Below are 18115 nucleotides of genomic sequence, written 5' to 3'. Positions count from 1 at the left end.
GTAGTATAGCCTAGCTTCTACTTGCTGCTTACTAGCACACCACTAACAAAATAATTACCGGTTTCAGTACGCAGATTATACACCTCCCAGGTGGGTGCAGCAGGTTGGCGGTCAACCAAGTGCGTAGCTTCTACACCTCGGCCGTTGAGGCGCAGCAGGTCGTTGAAAGACTCCAACTGATCGGCGCGTAACGCTTGGCGGTCGGCCGTGACAAAGGGATGGTTGGGCGTCACGAGTATTTTCGCAACGGGTGTGCTAGGTGCCGCCGCAGAAGCGAGGCTGGCGTACACGGCCGGTGTTCCGATAGTCAGCTGTACCAGTTGGTAATCATGGTCGCTGTGGATATCGAGGCGAAGCACACGCGTGGCACGCACTTGGCCGGTGGCCACATCATAGCCGAGCACTTCATCGCCAGGGCGCACTTTACTGATATGCACCTGCCGCCCGTCGGGCAAGGTTACGCGCGCGGACGGAGGAAAGCACACGGCTGCTTCGCACGCAAATGGCTTGTTATAGCTAGCCATTAGGTCGCAATACGTTTTGTTCAGTTCGTACACAGCCTGGCTGTAGCCAGCCAACTGCGTCACCTCTCCTAGCATTAGCTGCTGACCTTCGGCCAAGGCAGGAATAAAGTTTTTCTCTCCTTCGTGCTTGATATCGTCGCCGTAGTGAATTTTGGCTAACTCCGCGTGAAAGGGAGTGACGCGCGCTACCAGTTCCATCTTGCGGGCCCGCCAAGCCGCTGCTAGCTGCGGCATATACTTGGCCATTAGGTCGAGGCGCTGTTTTTGGTAGCTACGATTCTGGTCATAGTTACGGCGCTGGCCTTGGCAGTCGCCCTCCTTGGCTTCTTTCTGCGGGTGGGCTCTTACCTCTTCATCAACGGCTGCTAAGTTAGCTTGTAGTTGCTGCTGCACACGCTGAAAACCATCTGGGTTGTTGATGTCGGCCGTTATGGTGCTGATCAGTTTCGAGTTGGCGTCCAGAGCAGCCGCTGCTACTAGGGGCGCAGCAGGTGCCGAGGGCTTAACGTTGCCTGCTACGGCTTCCATGCGCGCCGCGCTGAGGCCGTGCTTGCGCATGAGCTGTTGCATATACGCATCCTGCTCCGCTTCCGATTTCTTCTCCCACGCTGTCCGGAAGCTAGGGCTCTGCATCTGCTGCATGAAGTCGGCTTGCGCGGCTTGGAAGGCAGGATCGTTGACCATGCGTTGTTGCGTAGAGCCAGGCGCAGCTAGCTGCTTTTGCATGTACTGCGCCTTTTCCATGTCGCTCATTGTAGCAAACTTGGCAGCAAACGCGGGGTCTTTCATCTGCTGAGCGAGCTGCATAGCCTGCGGATTATAGCCAGGTAAGCTAGCTCCTTGCTGCTGCATATAAGCCATCTTTTGCGCATCGGTCATATGCTCCACACCATCAGCGGCTACCTTCTGGCTCACTGACCGCATCTGCGTCTCTTGCTTCGACTGCTCAGCGGTACGGCCACTTCCGATGGCATAACTCAGCTGATCTACCTGCCGCTGCAAGTCCGCAAAGCCGACTGGCAGCTTTAGGCTACAACTAGGAGCAGTGGGAGGAGCAGGCACTTTGTCGAAGAGCGGAAGTACTGCGGCCTTGACAGGCTTCTGTGCAAATGCTCCAGCAGCGGGCAAAAGTGCGGCGAGCAGCAAAGTCAGAAGAGAGAACAGAAAATTGGTGAGACGGTGTGTGGCGTACATAGCAACAGTTTGTGAAGAGAGTCTGCTGCCTACCTAGGTCAATGCGTGAGGGCAAGCAGCTTTTGCGGCTGCAAGTGCGCCAAAAAATCAACGCATTTCAATCGCATATGTATGTGATGATGAACGGGGTACAGTTACTTCGATTGTATTTTTCAGGTAAATGCATGTAGCGGCAGGCCCTCATACCTAACTGCTTCTTTGTTTCAGCAACCTCATCACATTCTGCGTATACTGTGCCTATATCCCCATCTTCAACGCTCCTCACCTATATCGCCCAACAGATACATAATATTCGGTTATCGTGATATAATGTGGAATTATCACTAATGTTGCAGCGCGCTTTTCAGCTCGGAAGGCGCTTTTTCATCAGACACGTAAGCACAAATAGCTGCCAACATGGTTTGCTGGCATTATTTGTTTTCTTTACCCTCACAACCAATCCTTGATTATTGTACAATGGCTCTCACCCCTGAAATCCAGCAGAAAGTAAATACTTGGCTTACTGGCAGCTACGACGCCGACACCCAAGCCGAAGTTCGGCAGATGCTCGCCGATAATCAGGAAGATACCCTCAACGATGCTTTCTACCGCGACCTAGAGTTCGGGACCGGCGGCTTGCGCGGCGTAATGGGCGTTGGCTCGAACCGCATGAACCGCTACACGCTGGGCATGGCCACGCAGGGCCTGAGCAACTACCTGCTGAAGTCGTTTCCGAACCAGGAAATTAAAGTAGCCATTGCCCACGACTCGCGTAATAACAGCAATCTGTTTGCGCGCATTGCGGCCGGCATTTTCTCTGCCAACGGCATTACGGTTTATCTATTTGAGGATCTGCGGCCTACGCCTGAGCTTTCGTACACTATTCGCCACCTGCAATGCCAGAGCGGCGTGGTTATCACGGCCTCGCATAACCCCAAGGAGTACAACGGCTACAAAGTGTACTGGCAGGACGGTGCCCAGGTAGTTTCGCCCCACGACAAGAACATTATCCAAGAAGTGAATGCTATTCACTCGGTTGATGAAGTGAAATTTGCTGCCAATGAGTCGCGCATTCACATGATTGGCGCCGACATTGACGAGGCGTACCTCAGTGAAGTACAGAAGCTTAGCATCAACCCTGCCGCCATCCAGCGCCAGCACGATCTGAAGATTGTGTACACGCCGCTGCACGGCACGGGCATTACCTTGGTGCCTAAGGCTTTGCAACGCTTCGGCTTCACCAACGTGCACATCGTGCAGGAGCAGGCAACACCCGATGGTAACTTCCCCACGGTGCAGTCGCCGAACCCGGAGGAGAAGGCCGCTATGCAAATCGCCCTCGACCAAGCCAAGCAGCTTGACGCGGACCTCGTGATTGCAACCGACCCAGACTCCGACCGCGTGGGCATTGGCGTGAAAAACCACAAGAACGAGTGGGTGCTAGTGAACGGCAACCAGACGGCTGCCCTGCTCACGCACTACCTGCTCTCGGCTCGCGCGCAAGCCGGCAAGATGACCGACCAAGATTACATCGTGTACACCATCGTGACGAGCGACGTGCTAGGTGATATTGGCCGGGCCCACGGCGTGAAGTCGTACCAGACGCTCACCGGCTTCAAGTACATTGCCGGTGTCATCCGCGAGCTAGAAGGCAATGAAACCTACATCGGCGGCGGCGAAGAAAGCTACGGCTACATGATCGGTGATTTCGTGCGCGACAAAGACGCTATTTCGGCCTGCGCCATGATTGCAGAAATGGCTGCCGTAGCCAAAGACAAAGGCCAGACGCTGTACGAAGCCCTTATGCAGATGTACGCTACCTACGGCCTATACCAGGAAAACCTGATTTCGCTGACGAAGAAAGGCCAGCGCGGCGCCGAAGAAATTCAGGAGATGATGCGCGACCTGCGGGCCAACCCGCCCGCTACTATCGCCGGTTCGCCGGTGGTCGAAATCCGTGACTATCAGCTAGGTCGGATTCGTAATACGCGCACGGGCGAAGAGTCTTCAACTGGCCTGGAGAAGTCGAACGTGCTTCAGTTCATCACCGAAGATGGCAGCAAGATTTCGGCGCGTCCTTCAGGCACCGAGCCAAAGATCAAGTTCTACTTCAGCGTGAAACACCCGCTCGCGTCGGCCGTCGACTTCGACATGGTCGACAAGAAGCTCACTGACCGTATCGGGGCAATTATTGAAGACATGCAGCTGAAATAACAAGCTGTTTCTATATTTTCTTCTTAGAAGCTAGGTTTCACGGAGCCTAGCTTCTTTTTTGCTTTTGGTGAGCTATAACAACCGCTTCGATTTTACCTATCCTATATTTTGCTTAAGTGAAGTTTTACGCGTTATCCTTTACCCTGTGCTTGCTCGCAGGTTCCGCCGCAGCTCAACATACCGCAACAGATTATGTAGTCACGGCAGCCGGTGACACCCTGCGCGGCCGAATCCAGCTAGTTGGCAAGCATGCACAGTTGATACGACTTTATCGGCCCGGCATGCCAGCAGCCGAATTTAGCGCCAACCAAGCCCGTAGCTACGGCGACGCAAGCGAACCTATTGGCATAAGCAAAACCGTGGGGCCGCATGGTACGCCGCAATTTGTCAGACCTTTGGTACAGGGGTATGTTACGCTGTATGGCGGAGAAAACGCCCAGGGTGACAAGCGCTATTATCTGCAACCCACGGATTCGACGTACCTGATTGAAGTGCCTCCTAGCACTGCCCGCCTTACCTTTCACCGCTTGCTGGCAGGGTGCTCCTCTTTAGATTTCGGCGATGATGCGACTGTACGCCAATATCCGTACAACTATAGCGGCATGACGCGCCTGATCATGGCTTACAATACTTGCCGACAACCGAGCCAACCAAGTAAGCTAGCAAAAGCGACTAGCGGACTGCGAGCCTCTTTTGGCCTGAAAGCAGGCCTGAATTGGTCTGACTTTTCTCTTTCTGCAACTCCGTACGAAGGCAATCATACACAAGCCATTGGCTACCAAGGTGGCGCTTTCCTACACTTTACAACTAAGACCAGGTTTTCCGTGCAGGTAGAAGCTACCTATCTAGCTTTACGCAGCAACTACGGCCCCACTGACGCTTACACAGGCACTTCGCTGTATTCGGCTACTAGCTCCGTATCTATCCGGTATTCGCAGGTACAGATGCCCTTGCTGCTCCGCTATACCCTAGGTTACGGAAACGTACGACCTTATATAAACGCAGGTCCGAGCTACGGCCTGAATTTCAAGAACCAGTCGGCTACTATTCGTCAGCGCTCGGATCAGGCTCAAGCCGAGCACTATACCCTTGGCCATCCTGACCGCAGCAGCCTAGGTTGGGTTGGTGGGGTCGGGCTCCTCATTGATCGTCCTGCTCTCCCAATACTCAGCGTTGAAGCTCGCTTCGACAAGCTAGTGGACGGGCTCGGGTATATTGCTTATACGCCACATCATAACACGTTTCGCCTCGACCTAGGCATTGCCTTTTAAGGCTACATTATCCCACTCTGCGCGCAGAGTTTGTGGAGAAGCGGCATCTTACTTGCCCTGAGCCTACTGAATTACGCTACTCTTCACTATTCTATGAAATGCTATTCTCTAGCAGCAGCTCTTTGGCTGACCGTATTAGCTGCTAATGCCCAGCGCACTACAAAAGATTACAAGGATTATGTAGTGACGGCCAAAGGGGATACACTACGTGGTCAAATTCAGCTTACCGGAAAACATAATCAAACCGTTGTTCTATACCGTTATGACCAGGAGCCTAGCCGTTTCACTGCTACGGAGGCTAGCAGCTATGGTGACGCCTCTGGCCCGGTAGGCGTAAGCAAGCAAGTTGGTGCAGCCGGTAGCCCTATGTTTGTCACATCGCTTGTTAGAGGCTATGTCAGTCTTTACAGCGGTTCAAATGCGGATGGAGCTCGGCGTTTTTACCTACAGCCCGCCGATTCAACCCACATCGTAGAGATTCCTCCGGTTTTTACTCCACTCGTTCTTCTTCCTCTTCTACCCAATTGCCCTGCGCTACGACTTGAATACGCGGAAACGTCACACATGTACTCTTACACACCGTCGGGCATGTCGAAGATGGTGATAGATTATAATACTTGTCAGCGGCCGCAGCAACCTAGCATTGCAAACTACCATCCCTACGGCCTGCATACTGCCTTTGGCATAAAGGCGGGTATTAATGCTTCAAGTTTCACAACGGATATTGAGCCTTTTTCGGGCAAGCACCAAGACTTTGTTGGGTATCAGGCAGGCGTGTTCCTAAGATTTTATAGTCAATCAAAATTTTCGGTGCTGATCGAGCCTACTTACCTAGCGTTGCGGAGTGTGTATGGTCCAACACCCATACCTAACGGTTACGCTTACTACACGACGAATCAACGTATCTCCATCCAATACTCACAAGTTCAGGTCCCCCTATTGTTCCGCTACACAGCAGGCCATGGAAGCATGCGACCGTACTTGAACGCAGGAATAAGCTACGGCTTAAACTTTGGCAATCGTTCCGTCCGTGATTTCCACTACACCATGGATAGCAATCAAGCTGCTGGCCCCGTAGATAATAGTCGCACTATTGTGACCCCAGATAGCCGAAGTGTAGGGCTAGCTACTGGAGCGGGCATGCTGCTGTATCAGCCTTCTCTTCCGGTGCTAAGCGTTGAGTTACGTTTCGACCGTATGTTGGATAGCTTTGGTTCACTATCAACCACCTACCACAACTCGCTACGCTTCGATTTGGGGATTATGTTCTAAACCATGTTCAATTCAGATCTGCCGTTTCAACCGCACGGCCGTCGTGAATAGCTCTCCATCGGGGCGGCGAATAATGAGCAGAAGCTGCCGGCCATCGACGGAGTGGAACAGACGGCTCATCTGGGTGAGCGTGAGGCCGGCTGTTGGCAACAAGTTAACTGAGAGAATTTCGTCTTGCGCCTTCAGCCCGGCTTGGTCGGCTGGGGAGCTAGGTTCGACCCGCAAGATAAAATAGCGCCGGAAGTTGGGACCAGCCGCCAGCAACTCAATCCCGCACATGTCATGCTCAAAGGGGTCTCGGAACAGACTATTGGGTTGGAGCAGCAAGCGGTTATGCGGATAATCGATAATTAGATCGAAGCGCTTAAGCAGCTCAAACCCGATGTTACCGTTGCGCGCGACGTCGGCTCGGACTTGGTCGGCATCGGGGAAAGAAGTAAGCAGGGACGTCACTTGGTATTTGCCTAGCTGCAAGCTTGCGACCCGCCCTATATAGCCGTTGATAAACCCATTCAGGCCGCGGCCGAGCTGAGAGCGCAACCGTTTTGTAGGAACGGCCAAACGCGGATCCGACTTCGTTTCGAGCGACAGAGCATGGCCCGCACCCGTATCGAGGACAAACTTGAGCGGCAGCTTGAGCGTGTCGTCTAAGGCTACTGTGGTGTTGAGGTAGGCTTTCCCCCCTTCCAAAGTGAGCGGTATCGAGGCCCAGCGCTTGCTACGGGGCGTTTTATAGTACAAGGGGTCGTATAGCTCTAGTTCGGCGCTTTGCGGATGAATGCGCATCACAAAGCTTTGAAACAAGTCGCTGCCAATAATGCCGTGCATGGGCATGCCTACGTAGCCAGAAAGGTCGAGCACATCGTCGGAGAGCACCAAAAACGACAGGTAAGGCGCCTCCACCCTATTGATCGTGACATGCACGCTATCTACTTGGTAAGCCTCAAGCCCTCCTTCATTGCCAGCACCCATCACCCGAAACCGTTCTTTGCGACGCAAACCTAGCTCTTCGCGTATGCGCGGCTCGGTGATGAGGGAAATGTTGACGCCCGTATCCAGCAAAAAATTATAAGGTCCGTGCCCGTTCAGCATTACCTGAACGATAATTAAGTTGCGCTGCAACTCAAACGGAAACGTAATGTGCCGAGCCTTGGCTTTCATGAAGCGGAATGCGGGTGGCTGTGCTTGCACGTAGTTACACAGCAGACACCCGCTCAGCGCAACAAGGATGCTGAGTAGCCAACCGCGCCGGCAGAGGCCCGGCACTGACAGCACAAACGACCAACAAGCACGCATACTGAGGGTGGGTGTAGGCGGGGAAGTTACTTAAAAAACCGCCACCACGCACGCACTTTTTCCTCGAAATCAGGCCGGTAACGACCACTCGCCCTGGGGCTCGTAATGAAGCTGGCCCGCCCGAATATGCAGGGGTGCCGCTACATTATTATCGTATAACTGCCCCGTACCTAGGCCCTGCGGGAAATCGGATTGCACGTAGGCGCTGGCTAGTTGGCTAACGGCGTTCAAGCCAATGTTTGATTCTAGTGCCGACGTCAGCCACCAGCTTATGCCGCGTTCTTCAGCTAGGGTCATCCAGCGGCGCGCGGCGGCTAGGCCACCGAGCAGGGTAGGTTTCAGAATGATGTACGGCGGCTTACTAGTATCGAGCAGCTGCACTTGCGCGGCTGGTTCGGTCACCCCAATTAGCTCCTCGTCGAGGGCAATAGGAATAGGTGACGTGCGACACAAGGCCGCCATTTCAGCTAGCTGACCGGCCCGAATTGGTTGTTCAATGGAGTGTAGCTCGAAGGCAGCCAGGGCAGCTAGCTTCGCGGAAGCTTCGGCGGGCGCGAAAGCTCCGTTTGCATCTACGCGCAAGGTGAGGCGTTCCGGGCCTGCTACAGCCCGAATTTCGGCGAGCAACTGTAGCTCTGTATCAAAATCTAGACTACCAATTTTCAGCTTCAGGCATGTATAACCTTCTGTCAGCTTCTTCTCGATTTGTTGTCGCATGAAAGCGGCGTCGCCCATCCACACGAGCCCGTTGATGGGAATACCAGCTTCGCCCCGAGTGAAAGCGGTGTCATACAAATGACGCTGTCCGTCATTTGTCCAGTCAAGTAGCGCTGTTTCAAGTGCAAAGCGTAGTGACGGCAACGTAGCGGGCACCAAGCCTTGTACTTCTTCTAGCGTTAGGGTTGCGTACCTAGCCTGCGTTACGCGGGCGCACAGCGCAGCAACCAACGCTTCAAAATCAGGTCGGTCATCGGGGCTAAGACCGGCCAAGGGCGCCGCTTCTCCGTAGCCTACCCGTGCGGGCTGTTGGTCGTCGCGCAGGTGCAGGTAGTAAGCGGTGTGTTCGGAGAGGGCACCGCGCGAGGTACGGGCCGGAAAGTTGAAGCGCAAAACACGCTTGGAGTAAGAGAGTAGGAGCATACAAAAGCAGCGTGGAAGACAAGGAAAACAGCAGACCTGCCGCAACGTGTACGCAAGCTAGGGGTTATAGTCGGCAGTGCTATCAAGCGCTGCCGTTGCATCAGAAGTTGCTATTGGGTTGCACCGCCCTGGTTGCCCCGTCCGCGACTTGCCTGGCCCCCCTTACGGCCGGCAGCGCGGGCTTCTTCTGATGTAAATCGGTGACCACGGCCGCTTTCGTGCGAAGCCTTTCCGCCTTCGCTGGCGATGCGACGCTGCTCAGCGGGATCCATGGCAGCAAAACCACGCAAGCTTTTGCCCGCTGGGCTCGTCTGACCATTTTTACTGCTAGCCTGACCGCCTTTGCGACCTGCTTCTGCTTGTTGCGCCGAGGTACCTCCGCGCTGATTTTGTCCGTTCGTGGCCATAGCTTAGTTGTTTAGTGTGGATTAGAGGAGCATCTTGCTTTTACCTTTCTAACGGTCAAGATAGAGGCTTGGTCGAGCATGTTAGCTATTTAAGCGAGTATCTAGGGTAAAATACCACATAGTACCTAGGGTACTCTCCGTAGTTGAGCTTACCTTTTGCGTTAAATACTCAGACTCGACAGAAAGCACTGCTTATCCCTCTGTTTCTTAACTTCTTGCAGTTAATACGCAGACCCCACTCAGCATTTTTACGAGGTCGCCGAAACTCAACCTAGCTTTTACAGTTACACATTCACGCACTTCATTGCTCCCTATATGGCTGTTTCTCTTGCTCCTACTCCGGCATCCGCTGTGGCACCGGCTGCTTCTCTGCTAGACCGCTACCAGGCCGTGCGCCAGCAAACTGCCCGCCTGTGCCAGCCGCTGCTGCCCGAAGACACAGTAGTTCAGCCCATGATTGACGTGAGTCCGCCGAAATGGCACCTAGCGCACACCACCTGGTTTTTTGAAACTATGCTGCTGCGTGAGTACAAAGAGGACTACACGCTCTTTCACCCCGACTACGCGTACCTATTCAACTCCTACTATAACTCGCTCGGCAGCCGCGTGAATCGGGCTGACCGGGGCACCCTCTCCCGCCCTGCGCTAGCCGATGTGTACCGCTACCGCGCTTACGTCGATGAGCACATGCAGCAGCTCTTGGCACGCGTCGCCGAACTACCAGCGTCTTTCACGACTGTGTTTGAGCTAGGTCTTCAGCATGAGCAGCAGCACCAGGAGTTGCTGGTTACTGATATAAAGTACATCCTGAGCACGAGTCCGCTCACGCCGGCTTACCTGCCTGCGCCCGCATCATTGCCCACTTCGCAGCCGGCGCCACCTGCTGCTTGGCTGACGGTACCTGGCGGCGTTTACCGCATTGGGTACGAAGGCGATGGTTTTTGCTTCGACAACGAGCAAGCACCGCACGAGACGTACGTGGCCGATTTTGAGCTACAAAACCGTTTGGTAACGAATGAAGAGTTTCTGCAATTCATTGAGGCCGGCGGCTACCACGACTTTCGCTATTGGCTGGGCGAAGGCTGGGACCTAGTGCAGCGGGAGCAGTGGCAAGCCCCGCTCTATTGGATGCAAAAAGACGGCACGTGGTTTCGCTTTACCCACCACGGCTTGCAACCCGTGAACATGGCCGCTCCCGTCACCCACATCAGCTTCTATGAGGCCGATGCTTACGCCAACTGGGCTGGGCTGCGCTTGCCTACCGAGCAGGAGTGGGAAATAGCCGCTCGGCGCTTTAATCCGGATGCGGCTGAGGGCACCTTCGTGGAGAGCACCTTATACGACCCGCAGCCTCTTGCCCCAGACGCCGACCCGACGCAGTGTCACCAGCTGCTGGGCGACTGTTGGGAATGGACGTATTCGGCTTATCATGCTTATCCCGGTTATGAGCGCGCCGCGGGGCCTTTGGGCGAATACAATGGCAAGTTCATGATCAACCAACTCGTATTGCGTGGCGGCTCTTGCGCAACCCCCGAGAGCCATATCCGCCTAACGTACCGCAACTTCTTCCACGCTGATAAGCGCTGGCAGTTTACCGGTATTCGTCTGGCTAGGTAACTCGTCGAATGTGCTGGTGGGCTGTTGTGCTGATTAATTGATTCTCCTTTTCATTAAGGCGCAAACGGCTTGTCATTATTCAAGCGAGCTTTGCGCCCCTTCTGCCCCCTTCCCCTCCCTATGCCTTCATCGCCTTCACCGGATATCAGCACAGCCACTTCTCAACAAGCCGAAGAGTTAGCCCGCCACGTTGCGCAAGGCCTAAACCGCTCCCCCAAAACTTTGTCGTCTATGTACTTCTACGACGACGAAGGGAGCCGGCTCTTTCAGCAAATTATGGCGCTGCCGGAGTATTATCCCACCCGCACCGAGTACCAACTACTGAGCACGCACTCCGCCGCCATCATCGATGCGCTGCGGGCGGCCGATGGCGCTCCGTTCTATATGATTGAGCTAGGTGCTGGTGATGGTCTGAAAACCAAAATCTTACTTCGTCACCTGCTCGCAACTGGCATTGACTTCAGCTACGTGCCCGTCGATATTTCGCCGGCTGCTATTGATGGATTGGAAGCTAGCTTGCGCGATGAGCTACCTAGCTTGCGCGTAGAACCCGTAGTGACTGACTACGTATCGGCCCTGCAACTCATGGCAACCAAGCCTGGCCGCAAAGCCGTGCTGTTTTTGGGCTCCAACATTGGCAACTTCCTGCCCGACGAACGGCTGGCCTTTCTGCGTCAACTTGTGCAGCCTCTTTCCTCCGACGACCGCCTGTTGATTGGCTTCGACTTACAGAAAGATCCGCGCCTGATTCGAGCCGCCTACGACGATGCGCAGGGCGTGACGGCGGCGTTCAACCTCAACTTGCTCACGCGCCTTAACCGCGAACTTGGCGCCGAGTTCGACCTGGCTTATTGGCGTCATTACACCGATTACGACCCGCTCGCTGGCGTCGTGCGTTCTTTTCTCGTCAGCACGCGCGCACAAACGGTGCCTATTGCGGCGCTCGATATTAGCTTCGATTTCGCCGCTTGGGAAATCGTTCACACGGAGAACTCCTATAAGTTTACGGCGGCGCAAATACAGAACCTAGCAGCGGACGCCGGTTTTCAGGTGTCCAACTTCTTTACGGACGCTCAGGATTATTTTGCCGACGTCATCTTGACGCCAACGGCCTAGGTTCGTTTTTGGGCAGGTCTACAGCGCTTTTACAGACAACAGCAATTGTTAAATGGTAGCTGACCACATAATTAGTCTGGCTTCGGGCTACGGGAATTTTGCACCGCCAGCAGCGGCTGTTACGCGGGCGGTAGCGGCCCTGCGAGGCGGTCAGTTGCCGATTTCAGCGATTGAAGGCCTGCCTGCTTTGCGCGAAGCGCTAGCAGCCCGGTATCCGGCTGCCGCGGTTTCGGCGGAGCAAGTCGTTGTTACGACGGGTACGAAGCCGGCGATTTTTGCTTTGCTGAAGGCTGTACTTCGCCCCGGCGACGAGGTGTTGTTGCCTACGCCCAATTGGTTTGGGTTCTGGAAACTCATCGAGCAAGCCGGTGGCGTCGTGCGGCCCTTACCGCTGACCGCCGCGGACGACTATGCGCTGCAACCACAGGCTCTGGCAGCAGCCATTACGCCCCGGACCCGCGTACTCCTCCTCTCAAATCCCAATAACCCGACCGGCCGCGTGTACCACCGCGCCGAACTCGAGGCGGTGCTAGCTGTCACACGCCAGCATCCGAAGTTGCTTGTGCTTTCTGATGAAATCTACAACTTTATCACCTTTGGTGCTGAGCCGGTGCCGTCGTTGCTGGATTGGGCTGATCCACTCGGCCAGCATCTGGTGGTGAATGGCTTTTCGAAGTCGCTGGCCCTGATTGGTTGGGGAGTGGGGTACTTGGTGGCACCTCCCGCGTTGGCACGTGCTTGTGCGGCGTGGCAGTTCAGTACGGCAGCAGCTGTACCCGTACCCAATCAACTGGCGGCCCTAGCTGCTACGGAAGCCGCCCAAAGTATTGCGAATGAGCTGCTGGCACAGCTTGCCGACAACCGCGCCCTATTGCTCGACGGCCTAGCTTCCTTGCCCCGCGTGCACTGTCCGTGGCCCGAAGCAACGTACTACGCCTTTCCTGATTTTACGGCCTATCTCGACCCTAGCCTTTCACCGGAGGCAGCCTCAGCAGCTTTAGTAGCTCGCTTACAAGCGGCGGGTGTAAACGTTGTAGATGGCGCCACCTGCGGCGCTCCTGGCTTCGCTAGACTTTCTTACGCGCTGCTTACCAATGACTTGCAGGAAGCCTTACAACGCCTGCGCAGAGCACTACAGTAGGCAGCAGTCGAAGTAAGTAGCTGCTAGTCGAGGTATCATTGTACCTAGGTAACCTGGCCAGCTCCGCGCTATTAGACGCTCCCGCATTGGCTGGCACAAACGGCTTCTCCCGGCTGTCGTACCTTTGCACTCCACCCAATCTTACCACGATGCCGCTTGCTACTATTCGCCAGCATATAAAGCCGACGCTGCTCCTATCGTATCCTGTTGTGTTGAGCCAGCTAGGCCATGTGATGGTCAACGTGTGTGATAGTGTGATGGTAGGCCGCCTGGGCGGATCGTTACCGTTGGCTGCCGTATCGCTGAATATCAACGTGAGTACGGTGGTGATGGTGTTAGGCATGGGCTTGTCCATGGGCATCACGCCACTGGTTGCGGCCGCTAATGGCGAAGGCAACGTGCGCCGGCTCGGGGAGCTGCTCGTGCATGGTGTGCTGCTGAGTGGCTTAGGCGGTTTGCTGCTGAGCGTGCTGGGGCTCTTTATCACGCCGCTCCTACCCTATTTTCACCAGCCCCCTGCCGTAGTAACGCTTACCACCCCTTTTCTACGAGTCATTTTTCTGTCGTTTTTCCCCTTGATGGTGTTTCAGGGTTTCCGCCAGTTTGCTGAGGGGCTAGGGCTAACCCGGCAAGCCATGCAGCTTTCTATTCTAGCCAACGTTATCAATGCCCTGCTCTGCTATATGCTGATCTTCGGGCATTTTGGTGCGCCAGCAATGGGCATGATGGGCGCCGCTTGGGCTACCCTCACGGCCCGCATCATCATGGCGGTGCTCATGGGCGCTTACGTGCTGCGGGCGGAGCGGCTGCGACCCTATCGCGAAACGATTACCAGCTGGCTGCATCTGCAGGGCACTACACTGCGACACCTGCTAGGTTTGGGACTGCCCATTGGCCTTCAAATGATGTGCGAAGTAGGCGCGTTCAGCTTCTCGGGCATTATGATCGGGTGGCTTGGGGCCACGGCAATGGCAGCGCACCAGATTGCCATCAACGTTTCATCGGTCACGTACATGGCGGCGGGTGGCGTGGCGGCGGCAGCCACGATTCGGGTTGGTAACTTGCGGGGCCTAGGTGATGCGCTCGGCGCTCGGCAGGCAGGCTTTACCGCTTACGCACTCACTTTTGTGTTTATGGCGGCCATGGGCCTAGTGCTGATTAGCTGCCGCCAGCTGATTCCTTACTTATACAACCCCCACCAAGACCCAGCGGTGGTGGCTCAGGCCGCTACGCTGCTCCTGATTGCTGCCTTGTTCCAGATTTCAGATGGATTGCAAGTGGTGGGCCTAGGTGCGCTTCGCGGCTTGCAGGATGTGAAAGTGCCTTCCCTGGTCGCGCTTCTCGCCTACTGGGTTGTGGCGCTGCCTCTTGGCTATGGCCTGGGCTTTGGGCTGAAGCTAGGTAGCCTAGGGGTCTGGATTGGGTTGCTAGCAGGGCTCACAACGGTGGCCGTGGTGCTCCTATGGCGCTTTCGTCAGCACAGCGCCGTAGCACCACTGGTGAACGAAGCACCTGTGGTGGCGCGTTAAGGCGTTATTCTTGCTAAAAGGCTGTCAACGCTTTTTAGCACTAACTGCCTTTCATACGCCACCCTTCCATGTCCTTCGTCTCTTTCCTAGCCCCAATTCTTTTCGTTAGTAATTTATTGCAGGGCCCCGGCCAGGGCACGCAGTCCACTCCGACGGGTACTGCGGCGCCCGGCACTTTCGAGTGGTCAGCAACCCGGCCGCTAACCTGGGACGATTTCAAGAGCAAGCCTACTCCCGCCGACAGGCTAGCCGCTCTCACCTCGGCTAATATCGACGTGCAGGCCGCTTGCCAAGATTTCAAATTTGCCTCTACCGTGCGGGCCGTATTTATTCCCACCGAATCGTGGGTGCGTGAGGCAACCAAGGCAACGCCCAATTTGCTGCGCCACGAGCAAGTTCATTTCGACATCACGGAGCTGTACGCCCGCAAGCTTCGCCAAAAGATCAGCTTGTCGAAGTTCGACTGCGAGCATTTACAGCCGCGCTTCAAAAATCTGACGAAAGCTGTATTTGCTGAGTGGCAGAAGGAAGAGGCCCGTTACGACCAAGAAACCAACCATGGCCTCGCCGCCGACCGGCAACGGAGCTGGGAAATCAACGTCCAAAATCAGCTTACTCAATTCGCGCAGTTTGCGGCCAAGTAGTAGCAATAGCCTGTAGAGGAAGCGCTCCGGCGCGTTCAGTGTTGCGTGGGAGTAGCGGGAAGCTGTATGTTTGCAGCCTTTCGCTCCCACGCAACACTGAACGCGCCGGGGCGCTTTTCTCTACTGCATGACTGATTCCACAAACCTCATTTCCTGGGCTGATTTTGAGCGCGTTGACCTGCGCGTGGGCACCATTCTGGAAGCACGCGAGTTCCCGCAAGCACGCAAGCCAGCTTATCAGCTGCTCATTGACCTAGGTCCTGAACTCGGCACAAAGCGCTCCAGCGCCCAAATCACGCATCACTACCAACCCGCCGACCTGGTCGGACGCCAAGTGTTATGCGTCGTGAATTTTCCGATCAAGCAGATTGGTCCCTTCCGCTCCGAAGTACTGGTAACGGGCGCCCCCGATGCCGATGGACACATTGTGCTGGCCACGCTGGCAGCAGCGGTGCCGAACGGTAGTCGCCTGGCCTAGGTGCCCGCAGCTAGTTACCTAGCTACTTCTTTTCCCCGAGCTTCATTTCGCGCATCGACAGGCTATCGATAACGTCGCCGTAGATTTTATCGAGGTCTTTGTCGTGCACGGCGTAGTAGCGGTAGCTTTGGTAGAACGCCGAGTCAGTGGTTTCGTAGCGCCAGAAAAGGTCGCGCCGAAGCTGGTTGAACATGGCCCGCGCCGAATCAGGCGCCAGGCGCGAAGCCTCTACTCGCGCTTCAGCCAGGTGCAGATTCGTTAACAAGCTGGTCATCTTATCTTTAGGCAGCAACAACTGTGGGCGCATCGGCTCTTCGGGCCGTTGGCACTGCGCAAAAGCTAGGGTGAGCAGCACGCTCAAAAACAAACGCAAACGGGCGGGGAGGTTTTTCACAGCAGCAAAGTTAGCCAGAAGCCGTAGCTTAGTCCTAATGAATCCGCAACCTGGCTCACCACTTCAACAACTTATTCGCAAGCTGCGGCAACTAGAGATACGCATTATCAAAACGGTAGATGCGCAGCTGCAAGGTGATTTTCACTCAGTGTTCAAAGGCACCGGGCTAGAGTTCGACGATGTGCGCCTGTACCAGTACGGCGACGAGGTGCGCGCCATCGACTGGGCCGTATCCAGCAAGGGCCACGGTACGTTCGTAAAGACTTACAAAGAAGAGCGCGAACAATCTGTGATGCTGCTCCTTGACGTCAGCGCTTCCCAAAAGATCGGGGCCACGGGGCGCCAAAAGCTAGATGTTGGCCGGGAGATTTGTGGCTTGCTTGCTCTCACGGCAGCCCGGCAAGATGCCAGCCTAGGTATCGTGGCCTTTTCTGATCAGAAGGAACTGTACATGGCGCCGGGCAAAGGAATCCGCCATGCCTATGCTCTTATTAAACAGCTATTTGAACTGCAACCTAGGTCGCCGCGCACGGCTGTAGGCGCCGGTATTAAGCAGGCGCTCGGCTTGCTCAAACGCCGCAGCATCGTCCTGTTGATTTCCGATTTTATTGATGTTAACTACGAGCGGGAGCTCACGATGCTCGCTCGCAAGCACGACTTGATTGTGGTGCAGCTCCTCGACCAGCGTGAGCGGGAGTTCCCGCCCCTCGGCATCATTCCGCTGTTCGACCAAGAATCTGGGCGGACGCTGTGGGTGAATACTTCGTCGGAGAAGTTCCGGACGCGTTACCGAGCCACGTACGAGCAAAACCGGGAGCAGATCGGGCAGATCTGCCGCCGTCACCGCACCGAGTTCTTATCCATCGCCACCGACACCGATTACGTACCTCAGCTTGTGAGTTTATTTCGGCGGCGCAATCAGCGGGGTGGACGTGGCTAAGCCGATGGTAAGAAGGCGGAACGGGATGGGTGTGTTTGGGCTGCTTTTGCTTCTTACCACTCCTACCCTAGCCCAGGCGCCCGCTCGCCCCAACGAGCCACAAGGGCGCTTTCTGCGGCTAAAGGTACAGGTAGGCGAAATCGTCGACTACGAACTCCGCTTTGAGCACGCTCCTAGCTTAGAAGTTATCTTTCCGGATTCCACGGCGGCGTTCAAGCCGTTCGAATACGTAGGCAAAATTTACCAGCCAACCCGCACCCGCCAAGGCCGCAGCCTCGACCGCACCATCTATCACCTGCGTACCTTCGCGCTTGATTCGGTGCAGCAACTGAGCTTGCCCATCACCATCCTGCGCGGCGAAGACACCTTGACCGTGGCCACGCCGCCGGCTGTTGTACGGTTGGCACGCACCGCACCCTTGCTTAGCGCGGAGGAGCCGCCGGCGCTACGCCAAGAAATGGCCTTGCTGCCCGTTGCTTCCGAGTTCAACTACCCGTATGTACTGGCTGCCGTGGGAGTGCTAGCATTGGCCATGGCTGTGCTAGGCCTTGGGTTTGGGCGACGGTTGCAGCAACGCTATCAGCGCTATAAGCTGCGGAAGAACCACGTGTACTTCTTGGCTCAATACGCACGCCACGTAGAGCGTTTTACGCTTTCCCGTTCGCTCACGAATATGGAGCGCGCCATCACGTTGTGGAAAAACTACCTCACCGGCCTCGAAGACAATGGCATTAATAGCTTGACAACAAAGGAGATCGTAGCGCTCTACCAGAACGACCCCGACGTAAAACGTGCTTTGCGTATTGCGGACAAAGTCATTTATGCCAATCAGTTTATGGAAGATGAAGCGGAAACGGACCTAGCCTTTACGCTTCTCCGCAACTTTGCCGACCGCCGATATCAGATGACCATTACCAATTATCAGTCACCCGTTACCAGCTGATCAGGTAGCAACTATC

At 55.4% G+C, this 18115-nt stretch carries 16 protein-coding genes; 11 read left to right on the top strand and 5 right to left on the bottom strand.

The genetic code is table 11. The annotated features are described in order from the left end of the window. Positions 1-17: 17 nt before the first annotated feature. Positions 18-1718, bottom strand: coding sequence for a hypothetical protein (locus SD425_RS08100; RefSeq protein WP_324677269.1), 1701 nt, complete (start codon positions 1716-1718; stop codon positions 18-20). 456 nt (positions 1719-2174) lie between these two features. Between SD425_RS08100 and SD425_RS08095 the strand changes: the two genes are divergently transcribed. From SD425_RS08095 to SD425_RS08085, 3 genes are all read left to right on the top strand, one after another. Then, positions 2175-3911 (top strand): phospho-sugar mutase, encoded by a 1737-nt coding sequence (locus SD425_RS08095; RefSeq protein WP_324677267.1) that lies wholly within the window; start codon positions 2175-2177, stop codon positions 3909-3911. A 149-nt stretch (positions 3912-4060) separates the two neighbouring features. Next, positions 4061-5182 carry a porin family protein gene (locus tag SD425_RS08090; protein WP_324677265.1) on the top strand — a complete coding sequence of 374 codons (1122 nt, stop codon included), beginning with the start codon at positions 4061-4063 and terminating at the stop codon, positions 5180-5182. 93 nt (positions 5183-5275) lie between these two features. Beyond that, on the top strand, positions 5276-6454 hold the full coding sequence (locus SD425_RS08085; protein WP_324677262.1) for a porin family protein: 1179 nt from the start codon (positions 5276-5278) through the stop codon (positions 6452-6454). Between the two features lie 12 nt (positions 6455-6466). Here SD425_RS08085 and SD425_RS08080 read toward each other — a convergent pair whose 3' ends face one another. The 3 genes from SD425_RS08080 to SD425_RS08070 all read right to left on the bottom strand — a co-directional run bounded on the left by SD425_RS08080 (position 6467) and on the right by SD425_RS08070 (position 9297). Continuing rightward, positions 6467-7750, bottom strand: a complete 1284-nt coding sequence (locus SD425_RS08080; protein WP_324677260.1) for an aspartyl protease family protein — start codon at positions 7748-7750, stop codon at positions 6467-6469. 69 nt (positions 7751-7819) lie between these two features. Next, positions 7820-8890, bottom strand: a complete 1071-nt coding sequence (menC, locus tag SD425_RS08075; RefSeq protein WP_324677258.1) for an o-succinylbenzoate synthase — start codon at positions 8888-8890, stop codon at positions 7820-7822. 110 nt (positions 8891-9000) lie between these two features. Next, positions 9001-9297, bottom strand: coding sequence for a KGG domain-containing protein (locus SD425_RS08070; RefSeq protein ID WP_324677256.1), 297 nt, complete (start codon positions 9295-9297; stop codon positions 9001-9003). A gap of 315 nt (positions 9298-9612) precedes the next feature. Here SD425_RS08070 and egtB point away from each other — a divergent pair, with 315 nt between their 5' ends. The 6 genes from egtB (at position 9613) to SD425_RS08040 (ending at position 15822) form a co-directional block, all read left to right on the top strand. Further along, complete coding sequence (gene egtB / locus SD425_RS08065) at positions 9613-10914, top strand: ergothioneine biosynthesis protein EgtB (RefSeq protein WP_324677254.1); 1302 nt, start codon at positions 9613-9615, stop codon at positions 10912-10914. A 120-nt stretch (positions 10915-11034) separates the two neighbouring features. Further along, the gene (gene egtD / locus SD425_RS08060; protein WP_324677251.1) at positions 11035-12030 is read left to right on the top strand and encodes an L-histidine N(alpha)-methyltransferase; all 996 of its coding nucleotides are present in this window, start codon (positions 11035-11037) and stop codon (positions 12028-12030) included. Positions 12031-12082: 52 nt separating this feature from the next. Then, on the top strand, positions 12083-13171 hold the full coding sequence (locus SD425_RS08055; protein WP_324677249.1) for a pyridoxal phosphate-dependent aminotransferase: 1089 nt from the start codon (positions 12083-12085) through the stop codon (positions 13169-13171). Between the two features lie 149 nt (positions 13172-13320). Further along, entirely contained in the window at positions 13321-14700 is a 1380-nt protein-coding gene (locus SD425_RS08050) for an MATE family efflux transporter (RefSeq protein ID WP_324677247.1), read from the top strand. A gap of 68 nt (positions 14701-14768) precedes the next feature. Then, the gene (locus tag SD425_RS08045) at positions 14769-15344 is read left to right on the top strand and encodes a DUF922 domain-containing protein (RefSeq protein WP_324677245.1); all 576 of its coding nucleotides are present in this window, start codon (positions 14769-14771) and stop codon (positions 15342-15344) included. A gap of 127 nt (positions 15345-15471) precedes the next feature. Further along, positions 15472-15822 (top strand): tRNA-binding protein, encoded by a 351-nt coding sequence (locus SD425_RS08040; protein WP_324677243.1) that lies wholly within the window; start codon positions 15472-15474, stop codon positions 15820-15822. 22 nt (positions 15823-15844) lie between these two features. On the opposite strand, the gene SD425_RS08035 is transcribed toward SD425_RS08040, so the two are convergent. After that, entirely contained in the window at positions 15845-16216 is a 372-nt protein-coding gene (locus SD425_RS08035; RefSeq protein ID WP_324677241.1) for a DUF4296 domain-containing protein, read from the bottom strand. Between the two features lie 37 nt (positions 16217-16253). On the opposite strand from SD425_RS08035, the gene SD425_RS08030 reads away from it, so the two are divergent. Together SD425_RS08030 and SD425_RS08025 are read left to right on the top strand one after the other, a co-directional pair. After that, positions 16254-17156 (top strand): DUF58 domain-containing protein, encoded by a 903-nt coding sequence (locus SD425_RS08030; RefSeq protein ID WP_324677239.1) that lies wholly within the window; start codon positions 16254-16256, stop codon positions 17154-17156. A gap of 46 nt (positions 17157-17202) precedes the next feature. Further along, complete coding sequence (locus SD425_RS08025) at positions 17203-18099, top strand: hypothetical protein (RefSeq protein ID WP_324677237.1); 897 nt, start codon at positions 17203-17205, stop codon at positions 18097-18099. Positions 18100-18115: the final 16 nt, after the last annotated feature.

Origin of the sequence: Hymenobacter sp. GOD-10R, assembly GCF_035609205.1 — a bacterium.
GTDB lineage: Bacteria > Bacteroidota > Bacteroidia > Cytophagales > Hymenobacteraceae > Hymenobacter.
This window is presented reverse-complemented; position numbering and strand designations above follow the sequence as displayed.

Bases quoted from the DNA above. Each gene is read 5' to 3' on its own strand.
- SD425_RS08045 (WP_324677245.1), top strand. From the start codon at position 14,769: ATGTCCTTCGTCTCTTTCCTAGCCCCAATTCTTTTCGTTAGTAATTTA.
- SD425_RS08080 (WP_324677260.1), bottom strand. From the start codon at position 7,750: ATGCGTGCTTGTTGGTCGTTTGTGCTGTCAGTGCCGGGCCTCTGCCGG.
- egtD (WP_324677251.1), top strand. From the start codon at position 11,035: ATGCCTTCATCGCCTTCACCGGATATCAGCACAGCCACTTCTCAACAA.
- SD425_RS08085 (WP_324677262.1), top strand. From the start codon at position 5,276: ATGAAATGCTATTCTCTAGCAGCAGCTCTTTGGCTGACCGTATTAGCT.
- SD425_RS08040 (WP_324677243.1), top strand. From the start codon at position 15,472: ATGACTGATTCCACAAACCTCATTTCCTGGGCTGATTTTGAGCGCGTT.
- SD425_RS08070 (WP_324677256.1), bottom strand. From the start codon at position 9,297: ATGGCCACGAACGGACAAAATCAGCGCGGAGGTACCTCGGCGCAACAA.
- SD425_RS08050 (WP_324677247.1), top strand. From the start codon at position 13,321: ATGCCGCTTGCTACTATTCGCCAGCATATAAAGCCGACGCTGCTCCTA.
- SD425_RS08095 (WP_324677267.1), top strand. From the start codon at position 2,175: ATGGCTCTCACCCCTGAAATCCAGCAGAAAGTAAATACTTGGCTTACT.
- SD425_RS08030 (WP_324677239.1), top strand. From the start codon at position 16,254: ATGAATCCGCAACCTGGCTCACCACTTCAACAACTTATTCGCAAGCTG.
- egtB (WP_324677254.1), top strand. From the start codon at position 9,613: ATGGCTGTTTCTCTTGCTCCTACTCCGGCATCCGCTGTGGCACCGGCT.
- SD425_RS08055 (WP_324677249.1), top strand. From the start codon at position 12,083: ATGGTAGCTGACCACATAATTAGTCTGGCTTCGGGCTACGGGAATTTT.
- menC (WP_324677258.1), bottom strand. From the start codon at position 8,890: ATGCTCCTACTCTCTTACTCCAAGCGTGTTTTGCGCTTCAACTTTCCG.
- SD425_RS08100 (WP_324677269.1), bottom strand. From the start codon at position 1,718: ATGTACGCCACACACCGTCTCACCAATTTTCTGTTCTCTCTTCTGACT.